19 protein-coding genes and 2 pseudogenes are annotated in these 21375 nt (G+C 32.6%); 3 read left to right on the forward strand and 18 right to left on the reverse strand.

Annotated features, from left to right (window positions below):
• Positions 1 to 323 precede the first annotated feature (323 nt).
• Positions 324 to 1001 (reverse strand): response regulator transcription factor, encoded by a 678-nt coding sequence (locus tag AB1282_RS18840; RefSeq protein ID WP_429899839.1) that lies wholly within the window; start codon positions 999 to 1001, stop codon positions 324 to 326.
• A 230-nt stretch (positions 1002 to 1231) separates the two neighbouring features.
• On the opposite strand from AB1282_RS18840, the gene AB1282_RS18845 reads away from it, so the two are divergent.
• Positions 1232 to 2128, forward strand: coding sequence for a LysR family transcriptional regulator (locus tag AB1282_RS18845; protein ID WP_429899841.1), 897 nt, complete (start codon positions 1232 to 1234; stop codon positions 2126 to 2128).
• Positions 2129 to 2185: 57 nt separating this feature from the next.
• Here AB1282_RS18845 and AB1282_RS18850 read toward each other — a convergent pair whose 3' ends face one another.
• The 7 genes from AB1282_RS18850 to AB1282_RS18880 form a co-directional block, all read right to left on the reverse strand.
• Positions 2186 to 2614, reverse strand: a complete 429-nt coding sequence (locus AB1282_RS18850) for a protein-tyrosine phosphatase family protein (RefSeq protein ID WP_056465853.1) — start codon at positions 2612 to 2614, stop codon at positions 2186 to 2188.
• A gap of 32 nt (positions 2615 to 2646) precedes the next feature.
• A complete protein-coding gene (locus tag AB1282_RS18855) occupies positions 2647 to 3393 on the reverse strand; it encodes an MBL fold metallo-hydrolase (protein ID WP_429899843.1) in 747 nt (248 codons plus the stop codon).
• 304 nt (positions 3394 to 3697) lie between these two features.
• Entirely contained in the window at positions 3698 to 5248 is a 1551-nt protein-coding gene (locus tag AB1282_RS18860) for an acyl-CoA carboxylase subunit beta (RefSeq protein ID WP_056465856.1), read from the reverse strand.
• 4 nt (positions 5249 to 5252) lie between these two features.
• On the reverse strand, positions 5253 to 5693 hold the full coding sequence (gene mce / locus AB1282_RS18865; protein ID WP_056465859.1) for a methylmalonyl-CoA epimerase: 441 nt from the start codon (positions 5691 to 5693) through the stop codon (positions 5253 to 5255).
• Positions 5693 to 6712 (reverse strand): methylmalonyl Co-A mutase-associated GTPase MeaB, encoded by a 1020-nt coding sequence (gene meaB, locus AB1282_RS18870; protein WP_056465862.1) that lies wholly within the window; start codon positions 6710 to 6712, stop codon positions 5693 to 5695. Before meaB ends, mce begins: the two co-directional genes overlap by 1 nt.
• Entirely contained in the window at positions 6713 to 8878 is a 2166-nt protein-coding gene (gene scpA / locus AB1282_RS18875) for a methylmalonyl-CoA mutase (protein WP_429899845.1), read from the reverse strand.
• Complete coding sequence (locus AB1282_RS18880) at positions 8875 to 10974, reverse strand: methylmalonyl-CoA mutase family protein (RefSeq protein ID WP_429899847.1); 2100 nt, start codon at positions 10972 to 10974, stop codon at positions 8875 to 8877. The genes scpA and AB1282_RS18880 overlap by 4 nt, the downstream gene beginning before the upstream one ends.
• A gap of 397 nt (positions 10975 to 11371) precedes the next feature.
• Here AB1282_RS18880 and AB1282_RS18885 point away from each other — a divergent pair.
• Positions 11372 to 12230 (forward strand): annotated as a pseudogene (locus tag AB1282_RS18885) (IS1595 family transposase); the annotation flags it as partial.
• 86 nt (positions 12231 to 12316) lie between these two features.
• Here AB1282_RS18885 and AB1282_RS18890 read toward each other — a convergent pair.
• Together AB1282_RS18890 and AB1282_RS18895 are read right to left on the reverse strand one after the other, a co-directional pair.
• Positions 12317 to 12691 carry a hypothetical protein gene (locus AB1282_RS18890; RefSeq protein WP_429899849.1) on the reverse strand — a complete coding sequence of 125 codons (375 nt, stop codon included), beginning with the start codon at positions 12689 to 12691 and terminating at the stop codon, positions 12317 to 12319.
• Between the two features lie 45 nt (positions 12692 to 12736).
• A pseudogene (locus AB1282_RS18895) lies at positions 12737 to 13261 on the reverse strand (class I SAM-dependent methyltransferase); the annotation flags it as partial.
• 350 nt (positions 13262 to 13611) lie between these two features.
• Between AB1282_RS18895 and AB1282_RS18900 the strand changes: the two are divergent.
• Positions 13612 to 14313: a GNAT family N-acetyltransferase gene (locus tag AB1282_RS18900; RefSeq protein WP_390312265.1), complete on the forward strand. Its 702-nt coding sequence runs from the start codon at positions 13612 to 13614 to the stop codon at positions 14311 to 14313.
• A gap of 136 nt (positions 14314 to 14449) precedes the next feature.
• On the opposite strand, the gene AB1282_RS18905 is transcribed toward AB1282_RS18900, so the two are convergent.
• The 8 genes from AB1282_RS18905 to AB1282_RS18940 form a co-directional block, all read right to left on the reverse strand.
• Positions 14450 to 15409, reverse strand: coding sequence for a PDR/VanB family oxidoreductase (locus AB1282_RS18905; protein WP_429899851.1), 960 nt, complete (start codon positions 15407 to 15409; stop codon positions 14450 to 14452).
• A gap of 15 nt (positions 15410 to 15424) precedes the next feature.
• Positions 15425 to 15913 (reverse strand): dimethylamine monooxygenase subunit DmmA family protein, encoded by a 489-nt coding sequence (locus AB1282_RS18910; RefSeq protein ID WP_056465881.1) that lies wholly within the window; start codon positions 15911 to 15913, stop codon positions 15425 to 15427.
• A gap of 6 nt (positions 15914 to 15919) precedes the next feature.
• On the reverse strand, positions 15920 to 16870 hold the full coding sequence (locus AB1282_RS18915; protein WP_429899853.1) for a heme-dependent oxidative N-demethylase family protein: 951 nt from the start codon (positions 16868 to 16870) through the stop codon (positions 15920 to 15922).
• Positions 16871 to 17525: 655 nt separating this feature from the next.
• Entirely contained in the window at positions 17526 to 17822 is a 297-nt protein-coding gene (locus AB1282_RS18920) for a rhodanese-like domain-containing protein (RefSeq protein WP_056465887.1), read from the reverse strand.
• 16 nt (positions 17823 to 17838) lie between these two features.
• Positions 17839 to 18192 carry a rhodanese-like domain-containing protein gene (locus tag AB1282_RS18925; protein WP_429899855.1) on the reverse strand — a complete coding sequence of 118 codons (354 nt, stop codon included), beginning with the start codon at positions 18190 to 18192 and terminating at the stop codon, positions 17839 to 17841.
• Positions 18193 to 18266: 74 nt separating this feature from the next.
• Positions 18267 to 18527 carry a metal-sensitive transcriptional regulator gene (locus tag AB1282_RS18930; RefSeq protein WP_056465893.1) on the reverse strand — a complete coding sequence of 87 codons (261 nt, stop codon included), beginning with the start codon at positions 18525 to 18527 and terminating at the stop codon, positions 18267 to 18269.
• Between the two features lie 525 nt (positions 18528 to 19052).
• Positions 19053 to 19631 carry a signal peptidase I gene (lepB, locus tag AB1282_RS18935; RefSeq protein WP_056465896.1) on the reverse strand — a complete coding sequence of 193 codons (579 nt, stop codon included), beginning with the start codon at positions 19629 to 19631 and terminating at the stop codon, positions 19053 to 19055.
• A 96-nt stretch (positions 19632 to 19727) separates the two neighbouring features.
• On the reverse strand, positions 19728 to 21371 hold the full coding sequence (locus AB1282_RS18940; RefSeq protein WP_390312260.1) for an AMP-binding protein: 1644 nt from the start codon (positions 21369 to 21371) through the stop codon (positions 19728 to 19730).
• Between the last annotated feature and the right edge of the window lie 4 nt (positions 21372 to 21375).

Consider the following 21375-nt stretch of genomic DNA (forward strand, 5'->3'; position numbering starts at 1 on the left):
CCCAATTTACCTAAAAATTGATTATTAAACTGCTACACTAAGTAAAGGATACTTAATTAGTATTTTTTCCGTAAACTTTTATTGATGGATTAGTTGATTGGAATGGAGGGATGCTCGACTCCTATGGGATATGCGGGAAGGCTGAGACCCCGCAGGCGCGCCGAGGAGGCTCAGGTCTCGCCCCATGGAAAGCGAGAGTCCTGTAATCGAAATCAACAACACTCTACTTCTTTTACGAAAATTTGATAATTATAATTTACAAGATGGTTTTACAAAAGCGTGACACTAATCCTTTTATGTAAAAGAATAGTGTCATTTTTTTCTTAATCAAGCGAAATCCAATTATTTTTCATTGCAAAAATCACAGCGTTTAGTCTGTCAGATACTTGTAATTTTTGGATTATATTTGAAACATGGTTTTTAACAGTTTTACTCGAAATAAATAATTCAGATCCTATTTGGATATTAGAATATCCTTGAGCTAGAAGTTGTAAAATTTCTATTTCTCTTTTTGTTAAAAGACTATTCATAGCCTCTGAATCTAGTTCTTTCTTTTTCTTTCCATTCTCAAGAAGTCGTGTATTTTCTTCAATAATTAAATTTGTTAATCGAGAATCTAAGAAAAATTGGCCATTTTGAACTTGTTTTACAATATAAAGTAAATATTCTTCATCAATGTCAGTTAAGCAAATTCCATTTACCCCAATTTCTAGTAAACTCTTTATTTCTTTATAATCTATATTATTTTTTATGATTATTATATTAATGTTCTTATCAATTAACTTTAAAAGCTGAGATTTTACTCCCATCTCTTCATTTTTCACATGACAAATAAAAAATGTTTCATTTAAATCACTTGTATTAATTTCATGGAAATCTATTTTTCTAGCATCTAGATTATGATGTATTAAAATTGTACATATACCAGATACGAAAAGAGTATTTTCAACAAAAATAAATGTTTTATTTTCGTGGTGATTAAACTCATTGTTAGTAAACATTTTTATTCCCAACTTTCAACAGTAATTAGACTCAATTACTGATATTTCATTACTTAATCCTAATTAATCCTATAAAATTAAATGGAATTAAGTAGTATTTTACATCGTTTACGGAAGAAATTATATTTCATATATGTTAAGCTATAGTTAAGTAATACTTAACAATGTAAAACACTTAAATATATTAAACTATTGATAGGATAAGTTAGTTTTTATATTAGGAGGATAAAATGAACTTTGAACAACTAGAATATGTTGTAAGTATCGCAAAAGAGAAGTCGATTTCAAGGGCAGCGAAAAAATTGCATATTTCTCCTTCTGGGGTTAGTCAAGCCATAACTCAACTTGAAAGAGAATTAGAAATAAATATATTTAATCGTTCTAGAGGCGGAATTACGTTAACTTTTGAGGGAGAGTTAGTATTATCTAGGTCAATTGATATTTTAAATAATTTAAAAGAATTAAAAGATCAACTTTCGACTTTTAAGGAAACTAGAGTAAAACATATGAAAATTGCATGTGCACCTACGTTCACTTTTACAATTCACGATGTTTTAAAAAAATACTCTGGGAAAAACAATGGCGCTACAATTGAATTAATTGAACAAGGTTCACCTCAGATCATTAACAATTTAACAAAAGAGGACTATGATTTAGCGTTAGTTGTTTCTTCAAAACCGGAATTAGAAAAGGAAAATAATATTAATTTCGAATTTTTAAGTAAAGGAAATGTTTGTATTATAGTAGGTAAAAATTCTCCTTTATATGATTTAGATTTTGTTACAGCTGAAGAACTACTTTATCAAAAAGTTGTAATGTATAATTTTTCAAATAAACATTTTCTGCAATTAGTTAAAAAATTTAAAAATGAGATTGTTCTTAAATCAAATCGGACGATGACACTAATTGAAATTATTAAAGAAGGAAGCGTATTTACATTTGTGCATAATACAACTTTAAAATATTTTCCTGATGTATTAAATGGCGAATTAAAAGTAATTCCCATTAAAGAAACAGATTATGTTTATGAGGACTTTTGGGTGATCTCTCCAAATACTAAAGAAAATACAAGTGACAAAAATGAATTTATTAAGTGTGTAAGAGATCTTTTAAATGGTATTTCTTAATAAAAAACGCTAAATGATACAAAACAAACTTGTATAATTAGCGTTTTTTATTTTTATTTAAGCATTAGGAAAAATCTTTTTTAAAGATTCCTTCATATCAGGATTCGATTTAATTGTTGGACGTATTGATCTAGCCATTTTTTCAGCTTCTTCAATTGTTTCTGCTTTGTTTAGTGCAATTAATGCTCCTATTGCCACTGTACCTGCACGAGTATTCCCCCCACCACAATGGAAATACACTTTTTGATCATTTTGATAAGCTTCTACGACATGATCAATCGCTTTTTTAAGTGTTTCTGCTTGTTCTTCTTTATCATCAACAATCGGACTATGTACACGGTTAATTTGAGGGTCAACCTCATAATTTTTTACCCTTAAATCAAAAACAATATCTGCATTTTCGTTTTCCATCATGTCTTTAACGTCATCTGCCCCACCGAAAAAGACACGATCTTTTATTAATTCTTGATAATTCTTGTTGCTCATCTTTTTGCCTCCAAAACGTTTCTTTACTATTTTTATTGAATGATTTCACTTAATCTTTCTTTTACATTCCCCTCAAATAATCCACCATGATAACAGATTACTTTTTCAATATCGAATGATAATATAGCCTCAAGTGATTTGATTGATTGTTCAATATCATAAGTGTACCCCGGGTTTGAAGGGTTTAATTGACCATTTTCAATCATTAGTGCATCTCCTGCAACTAATGTTTTCGACTCTTTATGATAAAAGCTTATATGTCCTGGTGTATGTCCAGCAGTGTCAATTACAGTAATACCACCACAAATTGCCAAATCATTTCCTGGTGTAACAATATGGTCAACTTTACCTTTTGGGGGATTTTCTAATCTGTTTTTAAATGCTTTTCGGAATTCATCTGTTGTATCTGCTGGCAATGCCGCTACAGCATTCGCAATTTTTTCTGGCGTAATTTTAATAAGTAACTTTTCACCTTGAATATAAGGTTTTTCTATTTCACTCGCATAGACTTCAATTTTATTAGTAGACTCTTCTACGATTACAGAAAGACTGCCAATATGATCAATATCTTGATGTGTAATCAGTATTTTATTAAGTTTTTCAAATGGTACTCCTACAGTTTCAAAGCAATTTTGAAATTCGTTTAATTGTCCTGGATAGCCTGTATCAATTAAAACCACATCTTCGTCATCCCAAATTAGCGTTGGATGAATTGTATTTGTCATTCCATTTGAATTCATCGTAATGTTTAACATTTGAATCTTACTACTACCAAGCATAAAATCACTCCCGAACTATATTGTGAATCATTTCCAAGTACTATCGTAACGATTAAAGCCCACAGAGTCAACACGAAAATATTTTATTATAACATAAAAATTTTTATTTGTCAAAATATCAATTAATTTAATAAAATGTAATTTTCAACATTTTCTCACAAAAAAACTAGATATACTAATCTTGAAGTATATCTAGTCACTTTAGTTTTATTAAGGACATGTTAAATCTACCAAAATTTTCACAGTAGAGGTAGTTTAGTGAGGATTATTTCCATACCTAATATACTCCTCAATTCCCTAATCTTTAAAGCGGTATATTTCCATGTTTCTTGTTAGGTCTTGTTTCACTTTTTGTTCTTAACATTTCTAAGGATTGTTTTAAGACTTTACGTGTTTCTCGTGGATCAATAACATCATCGACCATACCATGAGAAGCTGCAACATATGGGTTTGCAAACATTTCTCTGTATTCTGAAATTTTTTCAGCACGAGTTGCAATTGGGTCGATACTTTGATTGATTTCTTTTGCAAAGATAATATTCGCTGCTCCTTCTGGTCCCATTACGGCGATTTCTGCATTTGGCCAAGCGTATACTACATCTGCACCAATTGCTTTTGAATTCATTGCTACGTATGCACCGCCATATGCTTTTCTTAAGATTACAGTAATTTTTGGAACTGTAGCTTCTGAATATGCATATAAAATTTTAGCTCCGTGACGGATAATTCCACCATGCTCCTGGTTTACTCCTGGGAAGAAACCTGTTACATCTTCAAATGTAATTAAAGGTATATTAAATGAATCACAGAAACGGATAAATCTTGATAGTTTATCAGATGAATTAATGTCAAGACCGCCTGCCATTACTTTTGGCTGATTTGCTATGATTCCTACGCTTTGTCCATCAATTCGACCAAAACCGATCACAATATTTTTTGCAAAGTTTGGTTGAACCTCCATGAAATCTCCAGAATCAAGTATTTGCTCAATGACTTTTCTTACATCGTAAACTTTCGTAGATTCAATTGGAACTAAGTCAATTAACTCTTCTCTCCAATCATCATTTTCAAAGAAAGGAACGCCTTCTGGTTTTTCATTATTATTTTGAGGTAAAAAGCTAATAAGTCTACGCACCTGCTCTAAAATTTCAGGTTCTGATTCTTCAGTGAAATGTGCTACACCGCTAATCGAAGAATGAACTTTTGCTCCTCCTAGATTTTCTGAAGTAATTTTTTCACCAGTTATTGTCTCAATTACTTTTGGACCAGTAATAAACATTTGGCTCGTCTTCTCAACCATAAAAACAAAATCAGTAATTGCTGGTGAATAGACTGCTCCTCCTGCACATGGGCCCATTATGACAGAAATTTGTGGTATAACGCCTGAATAAATCGAATTGCGATAAAATACATGACCGTAACCGTCTAAAGAAACTACTCCTTCTTGTATTCTTGCACCGCCCGAATCATTTAACCCTATAATCGGAGCGCCAACTTTTGCTGCTAAGTCCATAACTTTCGCAATTTTTAAAGCGTGCATTTCACCTAATGCTCCACCAAAAACTGTAAAGTCTTGCGCAAATACATAAATTAGACGTCCATGTACTTTACCGTAACCAGTGACAACGCCTTCACCCGGACTATCCATTTTATCCATTCCAAAATTCGTAGCGCGATGTTTAATAAAGGGATTTAATTCGACAAAAGTATCTTCATCTAATAAAAGATTTATACGTTCTCTAGCAGTTAATTTTCCTCTATTATGCTGTGAATCTATTCGTTCGTCTCCACCGCCCAATTCAATTACTCTCTTTCGATCCATTAATTCATTAATTTTCTCATAAGCTGTTGTCATGACTTTATTCAACTTCCTTTCTGGTTAAACTAGATGATGGTTGGCATAGCTCGAACAATACTTTATTCGTTGAATTTGGATGAAGGAAAGCAACTAGGCTATCGTGCGCACCCTTTTTTGGAACTTCATTAATTAGTTTAATTCCGTGTTCTTTCACAACTTCAAGCTGTTTCTCACAGTTTTCTGTTTCTAAAGCAATATGATGAATTCCTTCGCCTTTTTTCTCAATAAACTTTGCAATTGGGCTTTCTGGACTAGTTGCTTCTAAAAGCTCAATTTTCACTTCACCGATTTCGATAAATGCTACTCGTACTTTTTCACTTTCAACAGTTTCAATTCCTTTAAGTTTTAAACCAAGCACATTCGTATACAATTGAATAGAAGTCTCTAAATCTCTTACTGCAATTCCAATATGATTAATTTTTTTAGGACTAGTCTCTTGCATTACAATGTCTCCTTCCTATTGCCTTCAAAAATGGATAATAAATAGTTTGCAGCTGAAGTTGCTGTTAATTCTCCATTTACAATTGAACTTTCAATCGTTTTTAAATTTAGTTTCACACTTTCATGATTCATAAAACTTAGTTTCAACTGTTCAAAAACCATGTTGTACATCCAATCAATCATTTGTTTTTGACGTCGCAAAGAAAAATAGCCTGACTCAGTTGTTAGATCTTTAAAAGCATTAATTTCATTCCATATTTCTTCAATACCTTCACCAAGTAACGCAGAAGCGGTATATGCTTTACTTGTCCAGCCAGGAGTTGAAGGCTGTAATAAGTGAAGTATTCGATTAAATTCAGCCTTAGCCGCATTAGCTTTTAATTTGTTTTGTCCATCAGCTTTATTGATGATAATTGAATCTGCAAGTTCCATGATGCCTTTTTTAATTCCTTGTAGCTCATCTCCTGCTCCAGTTAGCATGACTAAAAGAAAAAAATCTACCATTGAACGAACCTGTACTTCACTTTGTCCAACACCGACAGTTTCGATTAAAATCACATCATAGCCTGCTGCCTCGCATACTAGCATTGATTCCCTTGTTTTACGTGCAATCCCACCAAGAGAACCACCTGATGCAGAAGGTCTAATAAATGCATTCGGATTCTTTGAAAGTGAATCCATTCTTGTTTTGTCTCCTAAAATACTACCTTTTGTAATTGTGCTACTTGGATCGATTGTTAAAACGGCTACTTTATGCCCTTGTTCACACAAATAAGTTCCAAAGCTTTCTATTAAACTACTTTTACCGGCTCCTGGAACCCCAGTTATTCCAATCCGGATCGAACGACCTGAATGAGGAAGTAACCTCGTCAACACATTTTGTGCAGAATACATATGTGCTGACGAATTACTTTCTATAAGGGTAATTGTTTGGGCTAAAATAGTTCGATTGCCTTCAAGTACTCCATTTACATAGTCGTCTTCAGAAAGCTTTTTCTTTCTCTTGTTTTCTTGATCCATTTAAATCGAATCCTCAAGTCGGCGATTAATTTCTTCAATAACCTTTTGTGCCGCAACTGGGATAACAGTACCTGGTCCGAAGATTGCTGCTGCTCCGTTTTTCAATAAAAACTCATAATCCCCTGCTGGTATTACCCCTCCAGCTACAAGAACAATGTCCTGTCGACCTAGTTTTTTTAACTCTTCCATCAATTGTGGAAGTAGCGTTTTGTGACCACCTGCTAAAGAGCTCATTCCGATAACATGAACATCATTTTCAACTGCTTGAAGTGCCGTTTCCGCTGGTGTTTGGAATAAAGGACCGATATCTACATCAAATCCTAAATCCGCAAATGCTGTTGCGATTACTTTCGCTCCACGATCATGACCATCTTGTCCGAGTTTAGCTATCATAATTCGAGGACGACGACCTTCTTTCTCTTCAAAATCATCAGCCATTTTACGTACAATCTCTATTTCATCTTTTTCACCGTATTCCGCACTGTAAACACCCATAATTGAACGAATAACAGCTTTATGTCTACCTACTACTTTTTCATAGGCATCCGAAATTTCACCTAATGTTGCACGAGCTCTAGCAGCCTCGATTGCAAGCGCTAACAAATTACCTTCCCCAGACTCCGCAGCCTCAGTAATCGCGGTTAATGCTGCCTGCACTTTAGCTTCATCTCTAGATGCTCGAAGCTCTTGTAATCGCATAATTTGCGCTTCACGAACTGCAGTATTGTCGACTTCTAAAACATCTAATGGATCTTCTTTTTCAAGGCGATATTTATTAACGCCAATAATTGTTTCTTTACCTGAATCGATGTGAGCTTGACGTCTTGCCGCAGCTTCTTCGATTCTCATCTTTGGTAAACCAGTTTCAATCGCTTTTGCCATACCACCTAATGATTCAACCTCTTGAATATGTGCCCATGCTTTTTGTACTAATTCATTTGTTAACGATTCAACGTAATATGAACCTCCCCAAGGGTCCACTACATTACAAATTCCAGTTTCTTCTTGTAAATAAAGCTGCGTATTACGGGCAATACGAGCAGAGAAATCCGTTGGTAATGCAATTGCTTCATCTAAAGCATTCGTATGAAGTGATTGAGTATGCCCTAACACAGCGGCCATCGCTTCAATACAAGTACGAGTCACATTATTAAATGGATCTTGTTCTGTTAAACTCCAACCAGATGTTTGTGAATGCGTTCTAAGCGCCATCGATTTTTCTTTCTTTGGATCAAATGATTTTATCAATTTAGCCCAAAGCATGCGTCCTGCTCTCATTTTTGCGATTTCCATGAAATAGTTCATTCCGATTCCCCAGAAAAATGATAAACGAGGAGCAAACGAGTCAATATCGATTCCCGCTTTTAAACCAGTTCGAACATATTCCAATCCATTTGCTAAAGTATAGCCTAACTCGATATCAGCAGTTGCCCCTGCTTCTTGCATATGGTAACCAGATATACTAATACTGTTGAATTTAGGCATATTTTGTGAAGTATAAGAAAAAATATCAGCAATAATACGCATTGATGCTTCTGGTGGGTAAATATAAGTATTTCTCACCATATATTCTTTCAAAATATCGTTTTGAATCGTTCCTGTAAGCTGTGATTGATGTACGCCTTGTTCTTCAGCAGCAACAATATAAAATGCTAAAACCGGAAGTACAGCACCATTCATTGTCATTGAAACTGACATTTTATCTAACGGAATACCATCAAATAAAATTTTCATATCAAGGATTGAATCAATTGCAACCCCTGCTTTTCCAACATCCCCTTCAACACGAGGATGATCCGAATCATACCCACGGTGAGTAGCTAAATCAAAAGCAATCGATAAACCTTTTTGACCAGCAGCTAAATTTCTTCGATAAAATGCATTACTCTCTTCCGCTGTTGAAAAGCCTGCGTATTGGCGAATTGTCCAAGGTTTGTTAATATACATCGCAGGGTAAGGTCCACGTAAAAACGGAGCAATTCCAGAAACATATCCTAAGTGTTCCATCTGATTAAGATCAGTCGAATCATATAATGGTTTTACATCTATTTGTTCTAAAGTTTTCCAATCATCTTGATTAACTTGCATCTGTTTAGGAGGTGCTATATTTGGTGCTGAAAATGTTGTATTAAATGGCATCTTTGTAAAGTCTGTTAGTTTGTTCATTTCAAAATCCCTCCATCCTTTTGAAGATTTTCTAACTTCTCAAAATTATTTACATTGATATGAATGAAATCATCAATTCCAACTTGTTTGTATAAATTCATATCATCTAATGACGGCTTTCCTGCTAAAAGTACTTTGGCATTCGGATTAATTGTTTTAATCTGATTTGTTATAGAAGGTACAACTTCTGAATATTGATCATCAGTTGAACAAATGACAACAATAGTCGATTCTGATTTTTTAAATGATTCGATTACTTCATCAATGGATGTAAAGCCTTTATTTTGTAGCACCTTAAATCCTCCAACTTCAAAGAAATCAGTAACAAAGTCAGTTCGTGGCTTATATGCTGCAACTTGTCCAAAATTTGCTACAAATATAGTTGGGAATTCACCAGTACTATTTTTATAGCTTTGAGAATTTTGGCGTAATGATTCATAAGGTTGTGCACCACGATGTATGTCTAATTGATTAATTCTAGGAAGTTCTGAATCTATTAAATTCATTGCATTTAAAATATTCGAAATTATTGCACCATTATTTGCTGCATCAATTATATCTTCAATTGAACAACCAGTTTGTAATACTAAATGTTCGGAAGTGTCCTCGAAGTTTTCTTTAGTCACTTCAACTTCTGCACGATCCAATTCTTTTTTCTCTATTCTTGTTTCATTCAGATTCGGATAAATATTAGTCCCAATAAATTTAGCTTTTCTATTTTTTATGTTGTTCGATTTTTCTTCTGCAACCTGTCTAACTAATGCTTGAGGAAAACCTTCTTGTATTGCCTTAACCATTCCACCTTTTTCTTCAATCTTTTGGAATAGTTCCCATGCCTTTTCAGCCAAAGAGTAAGTAAGTGATTCAATATACCAAGAACCACCAGCTGGATCAGAGACTTTTGATAAATTTGATTCTTTTTCAAGAATTAAATGTGTATTTCTCGCAATACGTCTAGAAAACTCATCAGATGATTTTATCGATTCATCGAATGGCGAAACATGAAGTGAGTCAGATCCTCCAATTACTCCTGCAAAAGCTTCAACAGTTCCTCTAAGTATATTTACATAAGGATCATAAATCGTTTTTGTCCATGCAGATGTACGTGAATGAATGTTCATTTTTTGTGCAGCTTCTTTGCCACCTAATTCTTTTATAATTCTTGCCCAAATCATTCTAGCTGCTCTTAATTTTGCGATTTCCATAAAGAAGTTCGATCCGACAGAAAACGAGAATAGTATTTTAGCCGCTGCATCATCAAGCGGGATTTGTCGATTATCCATTTCACGTAGATACTCTAATCCAGTTGAAATAGCAAATGCTAATTCTTGAACTGCATTTCCTCCTGCATCGTGATAAGGATGTGACTGTACTAAAATATTTCTTAAATTTGCTGTATGATTAACTGACCATTTTGTGATCTCTGCCATCATTTTGTAAGCATTTTCAAGAGAATACGGAAGTGTCCCTTCTTTCACTAAATTACTGATCGGATCCATTCCAATAAAGCCATTTATTTTATTAAAATCGTAATTTTGTTGTTGTAAATATGCGATAAATGAACCAAAAAATGCTTGCCCACCGTTAACTGTTTCAATATATAAAGGAACTTCCTCTAAATTTATATTTTGAAAGGCTATTCTAAAATCATTAATAGATGTTAAAATTAACCCTTTATTTGAATTATTATTTTGACTAGTTGTTTCTAAAGATTCGTTTAGTTGAATCTTTAACATCGTTTGACCTTTGTCTAAATCATGTTTTGCAACACGGTTGAACTCTATTGGAGAAGAACAATCTAGTTCCTGACTAATTTCCCATGGCTTTTCTAGATAACCTTGTTCACTTGTTCCTCTAACGAAAGGAAATTCTCCTGGTTGTGCGTTTAGATAAGGATAGTTAGCGATATCTTCTTCCCCATACATCGGCTTCAAAATTATTTCTTCATATGTTTTTGTTACAAGCTTTTCCTCAATAGTGGCTCCTTTTAAGGATTTTTCAACAACATCTCTCCACTCTTGTACAGTAGGCTTTGGAAATTCAGCAAATAAATTCTCTTCCAAGTTAAGGTTCGAAGTTTTAGTATTTTCTGACATGTATAAAGCCACTCCTTTCTTTATCTCTTAATTTAATAAGATGTAAATATAAATTGGATCGTCGAATTTACCTATGTAATAAACTCGATTTTTCTTTTCATTAAGAATATAAATGCAAAGAATAATTAAAATTTCGACAAAGACTTTCAAAAATCCTCCAAAATTATGAAAATTACGTATTTTTTAAATGCTCTTATTTATAAATATATTTCGACATTAGTTTTTTTAATAAACCTCTGTTAAATTTGAACTAAAAAAGGCTGTCTAATTAGACAACCTTTATGAACCCTTATGTAACTAACGCATGTCCATTAATTTAGCAATAAAACAAGTCTTTTTGTATGGCTGTTTTCGCATAGATTGTTGCTATTTTGACCATACTCCTTAAGGGTGCAGCGAAGGTCTTGGTTGTGTTCATTGTGGAAGTATAAAGGTTAAGCGAAACGGAAAATATCGTGGAAGACAGCGTTACTTCTGTCATGATTGCTCCAAGTCTTTTAATGACTTAACAAATACCCCAATTTCAGGTTCGCGATATCTTGGAAAATGGGCTAAATATTTTCGTATGATGATTGAAGGCTACACCTTACCCAAAATTGTTGAAGAGCTTAAAATTCACATTTCAACTTGTTTCTATTGGAGGCACAAGATTTTATTTGCATTGCGTTCATTAGGATTTCAAGGTTTAAAGGGAATCGTTGAAAGTGACGAGACCTTTTTTAAAGAGTCCTTTAATGGACGTAAAGTAGAAGGCAGAGACCCCAAAGAACGTGGTGGAAGAGACCCAAAAAGAGGTATAAGTAGTCTAAAAATTGCAGTTGTAGTTGCACAAGACCTAATGATCAAGTAGTTGTTAGAAAAGCAGGTCGTGGTCGTGTCCGAGCAGAAGAAATCGATGCGGTAATTGGGGAGTATATAGACCCCTCTGCTTTGTTATGCACAGATACTGCAACGAACTATAAAAAGTTTGCATTGGATAAAGGTCTAAAACACGAAACAATTAATGTCAGTAAAGAAGGTTATGTGAAAAAAGGCATATACCATGTTCAGCATGTCAACAGCTTTCATAAACGCCTTGGAGATTGGATGGATAGATTTCAAGGAGTGGCTACTAAATATCTCGACAACTACCTATACTGGTTCAAATTCTTACAACAAAATAATAAGTTAGCTACTAATGACAGAGTAAAGGATATGATGTTAGGTCCTGTCAAATTCCTAATTACATTACAGTTAAATATTTACGAGAAGTATAAATATAGTTGAATTAAAAAAGCCATATCAATGATATGACTTTTAATGGCTTCCTGCTTATTAATTAATCACCTAATGAAATGATTAATTAATTTTGTTCAAGCGCTTCTAAGCACAATACCTTTAGTTCATTTGCAAATTTTCTAATTTCCTTTTCTGTACGGTCATATTCAGCTATGTATTTAGTTAACATGTAATCGCACAAATTTAGCAATTCCTTAATTTCTTTTTCTCTAAATAAAGTATCAGCATATTGGTCCAAATAAGTAAGCAACCGCATACTTGCATTATTTCTTTCCTGATTAGAAAGATACACATGAATTTTTTCATCAAAAGATACGTGTTGTCTATCTAACCAGTCTCGTTTCTTTTTCCCTTTTGCTAATATAAAATCAAAGTGATGGCATTTTGCGTACTCCTCGAAATAACTATTTTCTTTAATTATACATGATTTTCTGAACAACCAATCTACCATTTTAGTTGAATAACGATTAATGATAATTGTTCAGATTTCTATTGATTTACTTTCTAATGATATGCCTTCTTCGTTAGAAAGAGGAAAGGTTGCTGTAGTAATTTCACCTGTACGCCAATTGCTTGGTAATTCCAAATCAACTATTAGGCGCCCTCCTGGCATTAGATGATTATAAAAACATTTCAGTGCATCTTTAGCATCCGTTAAATTGTCTATCAAGCAAAAGGAGCCAGTAGGTATAACGACAGCTTCATATTTTGATTCCAAAGAAAAACCACGTAAGTTACCTTCATAAAGCTTCGGATTTAAGCCTCTTTCTTCGCATCGTTTTTGACAAGAATCTAACATTTCAGTTGAATAATCTATGCCATCAACAATAAATCCATTTTCAAGTAAGGGAATTAAGAATCGGCCAGAACCGACAGCTGCTTCAAGTATTTTCCCTTTAGTCCCTTTTAGTCTTTCAAGATAATATTCAATATCACCATCAATTGAATACCCCACTGGTTTGGTAAAATCATATACTTCCGTACTTAATGCACCATAATAACTAAACATTTCATTTCCTCCAATATTATATGCGGAAGAATTTTAATTGAAATATGAAAACTTCTGCACCTCAAGTTTGTTAGATGTAGGTAAAGAGCTGACTATCATATTAAATCACTCACTTTCTATAATATTGTTACAATTATACATTTTTTGTAGAATCAATCCAGTTATTTCAATCATATTTCCACTCCCGCTTTAATGCTGGTACCATTAAAATAGTCGCATCTAGTACTTTTGATTTTACTAGATTGTGATTGAATAAAGGTAAATGAGCTGAATAAAATGGTTAAAACACTTAAGTTCTGCACGCCTTCCAACTAAACTGTAGTAAAAAATAAATAAAATGTGGTGATTAAATGAATCAGAGAATAAACAAATACAACCAGCCAATTGGTGAGGAGTTGTCCAATTGGGAGATAAGAGAATTCCCTTCTGATATGTATTATGTTGGAAAACATACTATTGTCACTAGATTATCTCGTACTCATACTAAAGATCTCTATAATGCATTTAAAATTTCTAATCCTAGTAATTGGACTTATTTAACCGACGAACCACCTCTCAACTATGAAAATTTTGAACAAACATTACTAGAAAAAATAGAAAGTAGCACTCAGATCTATTATGCTGTGATAAATAAAGAGACTAATAAACCACTTGGAATATTTAGTTTAATGAGGATTGATCAGACAAATGGGGTAATTGAAGTTGGAAGTATAAATTTTTCGGATGCTTTAAGAAGAACAATAATCTCGACCGAAGCACACTATTTATTAGCTAAGTATGTTTTCGAAGAACTCCAATACCGACGTTATGAATGGAAATGTGATTCTCTTAATGCTCCCTCCATTAAAACAGCAAAACGTTTAGGATTTAGTTATGAAGGCACCTTTAGAAATAACGTTATCTATAAAAACCGATCACGAAGCACCACCTGGTTTTCAATGCTAATAGAAGAATGGCCCCTACATAAACAGGCATTAACTCAATGGTTGGCAGAGGAGAACTTTGATGAAGAAGGAATTCAAATTCAAAAATTAGAATCATTTAAGCAATAAGAACAAAAAAATATGCTTCATCATCAGCTTTTAGAAAATCAACTTTACACTCTAACAGAGACTTCTAAAAAAAGCATAAAAATAAAACAGCTAGTCTATCAATTAAATAGGTTAGCTGTTTTAATAAAATCGAACCCTATATTTCTAGGATTATTTGATTTGATTTTGCCCTAGAAACACAAGTTAAAATCATATTATTACTTTTTCTTTGATCCTCGTCCAATAAAAAGTCGAGATGCTCAATTTGGCCATCGATTACGTTTACCTCACATGTCCCACATCTTCCAACTCTACAGGAATATGGTACTTTTATGCCCTCGTCGAGTAAAACATCTAATAAAGTTTTATCAACGGGAACTTGTTTTGTAGTTCCATTCGCCAGTCTAACCTCAAATGGTCTTGAATTAGCCAATATTTGTGGTGTGAAAATCTCAATATGGACACTTGATTTTGGATAGCCAAATGCAAATGCCGATTCATTAAATTGAGAAATAAACCGATTAGGACCACAAAAATAGACATGAGTTCCGATTGAATGGTCTAAAAGAGTTTCAACTTTTATTCGACTAGAATTATGCTCTTTCGTAAAGTAAAAAGTAGTCACTTCCTTATAATATTCATTTAAAAAGTCATAATATGCACTACTTGATTTAGTTGCCGAAGTATAATGAAGTTCAAAAGATTTATTTTTACTTTTTAATTCTTTCATCATCGATAAAAATGGCGTTATGCCAATACCCGCTGCATAAAACACATGATGTTTTGCTCTCGAACTTAATGGAAAATGATTTTTTGGATAGCTAATCCGTAGTCGATCACCTACTTTAATTCGTTCATGCCAATATTCTGAACCGCCCTTTGATTCCGAATTTAAATGAATGGCAATTTTATAAGTGTTATCAATAAGTGAATGATGAACTAATGAATAAGGTCTGCAAATAATCTCATTTTCTGCAGCAACATATGTATTAATATGAGAACCTCCACTAAAAGTTGGAAGATTAAATTCATCAATTGGAATAAAACTAAATTCTTTAACCTGTTGTGTTATTTGCTTTATTTCATTAACACGAACTAGTATCGTATTCTCAATCAATACATCCACTCCCATCTACAATTTAGCGATGTTTCCTAAATATGCGTCATAATGGACCGAATAATGGTCAGAAACTGAAAGTAATAAATGACAGTTTTGACACTGAATTTCTTTACCAATTTCTAAATTTTTTAATTCAGTTAAACTATGACAACGACAACAAAAAACGTTCGAATTCAGTTCACCATACCCAACATATTGTACTTCATCTTCAAAAAATCCAACATCCTCTATAATTGACCGTAAATTTTTAAGTTCTTCTTTACTAAGTGCTATATATAAATAGCTACCCATTTTCTGGCTTTGCAACCAAGTTTTAATATTATTTTGCAATTGTTCTGGACTTGAATCAAATCCGATGAATACAAAATCAAAAGAATAATTTTTCTCAAGTAACTTTTCTAAGATTGGCTGAATTAGCGGCCTACCTCTATGATTCGAACAGATTAAATATTTTCTTTTTCCATCTATAAAACTAGCTTCTTCTACTATTAATTTATTCATCACATTCTACCTAACTTCATCAAGTTTATTTTTTAAATATGTTATTACTTCTTTTTTATATGAAGAGATTCCTTTATAATCTGAAATAAAATCCGGCAATTCACTTAGAATTTTATAAAATTGCTCTAACCATTCCTTATTTAAAATTAATTGCTCTAGTGGTAATAAGTGAGTATGAATCGTAAATAGGAGCCCATTACTAGCAGCCAACCTAAATAACTTTTGAACTTCAACACGTAAGTGAACGAATTTCCCGACATTATCTGTAGTAACTTTTTTTCTATCTTTACCCCATTGATCAAATGTTTCTAATGAAGTATCTAGTCTTTTTCCTGCCATTAATGACCAATTTTTACGAGCCCAAGGTGTTCCTTGTTCAATATTTTTTAAGAAACGAAGAATTCGATCATCCAATGATTTTTCACTAAACATAGGGATTGGCTGATGAATCTCTTTAAATCTCATTCCTAGTTTAAAAGTAAGTGACCAATTTGAAGGAAAACAAAGATGTCCAGCATCTAAAAATAAATCGCCATCTCGTTGACTCATATAAATTAAATCCTCTTGTACATGTCTACCTATGAAATTCAATGGCTTTCCTAAAACAGATGTTAGATCCCTAAAACTAAATTGTTCCTCCTCCATTAGAAGCTTATTAAATATAGTCCAATATTCATGACCCTTATGAACTTCAAAATAATTTGGATAATACTTTATTAAATGATCTAAAACTAATTCTACAATTTCCCATTGACCTTCTAAACTAGTAGGAAGTGCTTGATAACAATGGCTAGGTGTCTTGTGTAACAAGCTTCTTTTTAATTTTATTTCATTCTCATATTTAGGTGTAATCTCGATGCTTGCAGGTGGATCTAATAGAATAGAATTATTTGAGTAACGATAAATCTCATCTTTAAACGGATACGGAAAACATTCTAATTCATTAACTTGATTCATCTGAACACCCTTTATAGTAGATTAAAAGTAAACCGTACAAATTAGTTAAACTAGATAAAGATAAACTCATTACTAATTTCTGTGTTTTTGTTACATTAGATTTTAATTAATTATAAGAATATTCTGTTTTTTATGTCAATAGTTAGTCCGATTTATTGTGCATTTTAATTGAATGTTTACAAAAGAATTATATATGAGTAGGTTATTTTCATTTTTTGCTTTTTAACTTACTTATGAACCATTTATATAGTACTAAAACTGAGTTTTTTGCCTTTTTACTTACTCATGAACACCTTATGAGGTACTAAATCTCAGCTTCTTTCTATTTTACTTCCTCATGAACCCTTTATGAGGTATTATATTTCAGCCTTTTGACTTTTTACTTACTCATGAACTCTTTATGAGGTACTAATTTACAGCTTTTTGACTTTTTACTTCCTCATGAACCATTTATGAGGTACTATATCTCAGCTTTTTGACTTTTTACTTCCTCATGAACAACTTTTAAGGTACTAAATCTCATCTTCTAGCTTTTTTTACTTACTCATGATCCCTTTTTTTCTGTTTTCTCTACTAATAAACCTGAAAATATTGTGACCTTTCAATACATAAAAAAATTGCTTATATTCTTTTATAAGCAATTTTGGCATTTTGTTTATTCAATTTCGCCTGTCCATGCAAGCATACCGCCAGACATATTCACAACATTGAATCCATGACTTTCTAAAAACTGTACTGCTCGGCTACTTCTGCCGCCAGCATGACAAACAACGATGTATTCATTATTTTTATCTAGATCAGCCATGCGAAATTCGATTAAACCAAGTGGAATATGCGTCGCACCCGGGATTATTCCGTTTGCTACTTCATCAGCCTCGCGAACATCAATAATATTAAGTTTATCTCCGTTTTTTAGTAGATCTTCAAGTTTTTCTGCTGTAATTTCTCTCATTCATTATTCTCCTTTATTAAGACCAAGTACTCATTCCGCCTTTTACATTTGTAATATTGGTATAGCCCATTTTTTTAAGAACTTTACATGCTTTTTTACTTCTCATTCCACTTTGGCAAATAATAATTGTTTCTTGATCTTTTGATAGATGATTTATATTTTGTTTTAACAAATGTAATGGAATATTTTTGAATTCTTTAATATGTCTTCCTTTATATTCTGCAGAAGTTCTAACATCAATGAATTGTTTTCCCTTACTTTTCAATTCATTTTTTAATTCATTTGTTGAAATTTGCTTAACTCCTTTAATTGGAAGAAAAGTTTGTACTAGAAAATAAGCAATTAATACGATGATTAGAATATTTAACATTTCCAATTAGTCTCACTTTCAAGAAGTTGATGTTCAGTAATATTTGGCCAATGATAGGGTTTTACAAATGTTTATTATCTACTTTTTACTAATAAGTTAACTGCTTCTTTTACAAGCTCTTCTGCACTTTCTCCATTTTCATCAGCTAGTCTTACACATTCAATTAGATTCGTACTTACGATGACTCCAATTGTACGATCCATTGCCGCTCTTACTGCCGATAATTGAGTTATAACTTCTTTACATCCTTTATCCTCATCCATCATTTTTAAAATGCCTCTAAGCTGCCCTTCAATTCTTTTTACTCTATTTTTTATTTGATCATCATAAGACATAGAAATCCTTCCTTTCTAAGTAAAATTTTTACATTAGTTAAAATGAACTATATACCCAGATAGGTATGAAGTCAAATAAATTGTTGTCCTTTTTAGATTTATAGAAGAAGTAGAGCTAATGGCATATACGAGTTAAAAAAACACGAAACTACCTATTTAATAGACAATTTCTTTTTAAACAGCATAAAAGCCTGGTATCTAACTATTCCAGGCTTTACTACTTTACATATTTATTACTAAGAAAGGTATGGTGATGATCGCTATGATCATTAATAACCAATTGTTCTTCTTAATTTGAGTAATTTCTTCCTCTAATAAAAGTTCTTCACTTTTTTTCATTATATATTCCTACTTTCAGTTTTTATTAATTTATTCTTATATTTAAGATTTATTGCCTTAAATACAGCTTAAAATACCTGTAAGTATCAATTTTATTGCTTTTTTACTTTATATAATGAAAATGAAAATTTAATGAAAAATCTTTTACTAATTTTTTATACTATTTAATCCATTTTACTTTTCCTTTTAGTGTATTATTCTTACTCGATCAAACGGAAAAAAAACTCCTTCAACTTTGCCGACTATTTCAGACTGCTTTATATACCCTAAACCATTTCTACTATCTTTACTATTCAAACGATTATCTCCCATTACTAAATATGACCCGTTAGGTACTTTCACTTGATTAAATTGGAGAAATTCTCTATAGACATTTTTCAAATGGTCATTTAAATAGTTTTCAGATATATGTTTTCCATTAATATAAAGGCGTCCATTCGTTAAATTAACATAGTCACTTGGCAAACCAATTATTCTTTTGACATAATACTTAGGGTCATTTTCTTTTTTTATAATGACAACTTCGCCTCTATTTATTGATGAAATATGAAATGAGGCTTTGTTAACAAACAAATAATCATGATTATGTAGGGTCGGTTGCATCGAAGCACCTTCAACAATAAAGGGAGAAAAAATAAAAATCTTAACAATTAATGCGATCGTAAAAGAATAGACTATTAGTTTAAAAGTTTGCCTTGTAGATTCCTTTTTTCGTATTTTCAACTTTTTATCCCCTTTAAGTGTTTTGTGTCCACATTTTAACATAATAGGATTAAATGTTTTCTTTATAAATATTTAATTAAAAAATAGCAATGTTTTCTGTTTCACTTTGCTATTTCTTTAATGATTAAACCAGATCGATTAAACTTGTTTTTGAGCAGTTTCTATAGCTTGCTCTCTAAGTCGGAATTTCTGTATTTTTCCCGAGGCAGTCATCGGGTACGCTTCTACAAATTCTATATATCGTGGAATTTTATGTTTTGAGATTTTTCCTTTACAGTACAATCGAATATCCTCTGGTGTAATTTTTATACCTTCTTTAAGAATAATCCAAGCCATTACTTCTTCCCCATACACATCATCTGGTACTCCAACAACTTGTACATCTAACACATCTGGGTGAGTATATAAAAATTCTTCTATTTCACGAGGATAAATATTTTCCCCACCACGGATAATCATGTCTTTTAGCCTACCAGTAACTTTGCAATACCCATTTTCATCCATGATTGCTAAATCCCCAGTATGTAACCACTCATCTTCGTCAATTGCAACACGAGTAGCTTCTTCATTTTTGTAGTAGCCCTTCATGACATGATAACCTCTAGTACAAAGTTCTCCTTGTACTCCACGAGGTACTTCAATAGATGTGCCTGGTTCTACAATTTTCACTTCAACATTTGGTAATGCCTTACCAACCGTTTCAACTCGTACCTCAATTGGGTCATTCGTTCTAGTTTGTGTAATAACTGGAGAAGACTCCGTTTGACCATATGCAATTGTAATCTCTGTAATTCCCATTTTTTCGATTACGGCCTTCATAACTTCAATTGGACAATTTGACCCTGCCATAATTCCAGTTCGTAAAGTTGATAAATCATATTTAGAAAATTCAGGTTCATTTAATTCAGCGATAAACATTGTCGGAACTCCATGTAATCCCGTACATTTTTCATCTTGTACTGTTTGAAGTACTCTTTTTGGACTAAAGTCTTGTACAGGTACGATCGTTGCTCCAACAGTAACACAAGCCATGGTTCCTAAAACACATCCAAAGCAATGGAAAAATGGCACAGGAATGCATAAACGATCAGCCTTTGTTAATTCCATACAATTCGCGATATTAAATCCATTATTGACGATATTTGAGTGTGTAAGCATTACCCCTTTTGGGAAACCAGTCGTTCCAGATGTATATTGCATATTTATAACATCATACGGACTCATTGATGCAATTCGCTTATCCAACTCTAAGTCTGATGTATTTTTTGCCATGGAAATAAGCTCATCCCATGAGAATGTTCCAGGGTATTTTTTCTCACCAAGAACAATTACGTTCCGTAAAAATGGCAGTCGACTACTATGAAGTTCTCCAGGAACAGCATCCTTTAATTCTGGAATAATTTCATAAAGCATTTCAATATATGAAGAATCTTTATACTGATCCATTAAAATAATTGTTGTTGAATCAGATTGCTTTAACAAATATTCTAGCTCAGCTGTACGATAATTTGTATTTACTGTAACAAGAACTCCACCCATTTTGCCCGTTGCAAATTGTGACGTAAGCCATTCAGGTGTATTTGAAGACCATATTGCAATATGATCACCTTTTTGAATTCTTAGACTCATCAAACCTTTTGCTACTTCTCTACAGTGTTTTTCAAATTGTTCGTAATTCATCCTTAAACCTCGATCCGCATAGACAACAGCCTCATGAGTAGGATGTAATTTCGCTTTTTCTTCTAATAGTTTCCCTATCGTAATATCTAGTAAATTTGTCATCTTA

Origin of the sequence: Gottfriedia sp. S16(2024) (assembly GCF_050473765.1) — a bacterium.
Classification (GTDB): Bacteria; Bacillota; Bacilli; order Bacillales; family Bacillaceae_G; genus Gottfriedia.

What these genes read in the sequence shown, in the direction of transcription:
- mce (WP_056465859.1), bottom strand. Translation starts at nt 5,693, where the DNA reads ATGCAAGAGACTAGTCCTAAAAAAATTAATCATATTGGAATTGCAGTA.
- AB1282_RS18860 (WP_056465856.1), bottom strand. Translation starts at nt 5,248, where the DNA reads ATGACAACAGCTTATGAGAAAATTAATGAATTAATGGATCGAAAGAGA.
- AB1282_RS18910 (WP_056465881.1), bottom strand. Translation starts at nt 15,913, where the DNA reads ATGAATAAATTAATAGTAGAAGAAGCTAGTTTTATAGATGGAAAAAGA.
- AB1282_RS18845 (WP_429899841.1), top strand. Translation starts at nt 1,232, where the DNA reads ATGAACTTTGAACAACTAGAATATGTTGTAAGTATCGCAAAAGAGAAG.
- lepB (WP_056465896.1), bottom strand. Translation starts at nt 19,631, where the DNA reads ATGTTAAAATGTGGACACAAAACACTTAAAGGGGATAAAAAGTTGAAA.
- AB1282_RS18940 (WP_390312260.1), bottom strand. Translation starts at nt 21,371, where the DNA reads ATGACAAATTTACTAGATATTACGATAGGGAAACTATTAGAAGAAAAA.
- AB1282_RS18855 (WP_429899843.1), bottom strand. Translation starts at nt 3,393, where the DNA reads ATGCTTGGTAGTAGTAAGATTCAAATGTTAAACATTACGATGAATTCA.
- scpA (WP_429899845.1), bottom strand. Translation starts at nt 8,878, where the DNA reads ATGAACAAACTAACAGACTTTACAAAGATGCCATTTAATACAACATTT.
- AB1282_RS18915 (WP_429899853.1), bottom strand. Translation starts at nt 16,870, where the DNA reads ATGAATCAAGTTAATGAATTAGAATGTTTTCCGTATCCGTTTAAAGAT.
- AB1282_RS18850 (WP_056465853.1), bottom strand. Translation starts at nt 2,614, where the DNA reads ATGAGCAACAAGAATTATCAAGAATTAATAAAAGATCGTGTCTTTTTC.
- AB1282_RS18900 (WP_390312265.1), top strand. Translation starts at nt 13,612, where the DNA reads ATGAATCAGAGAATAAACAAATACAACCAGCCAATTGGTGAGGAGTTG.
- AB1282_RS18930 (WP_056465893.1), bottom strand. Translation starts at nt 18,527, where the DNA reads ATGTCTTATGATGATCAAATAAAAAATAGAGTAAAAAGAATTGAAGGG.
- AB1282_RS18880 (WP_429899847.1), bottom strand. Translation starts at nt 10,974, where the DNA reads ATGTCAGAAAATACTAAAACTTCGAACCTTAACTTGGAAGAGAATTTA.
- AB1282_RS18920 (WP_056465887.1), bottom strand. Translation starts at nt 17,822, where the DNA reads ATGAGAGAAATTACAGCAGAAAAACTTGAAGATCTACTAAAAAACGGA.
- meaB (WP_056465862.1), bottom strand. Translation starts at nt 6,712, where the DNA reads ATGGATCAAGAAAACAAGAGAAAGAAAAAGCTTTCTGAAGACGACTAT.
- AB1282_RS18840 (WP_429899839.1), bottom strand. Translation starts at nt 1,001, where the DNA reads ATGTTTACTAACAATGAGTTTAATCACCACGAAAATAAAACATTTATT.
- AB1282_RS18925 (WP_429899855.1), bottom strand. Translation starts at nt 18,192, where the DNA reads ATGTTAAATATTCTAATCATCGTATTAATTGCTTATTTTCTAGTACAA.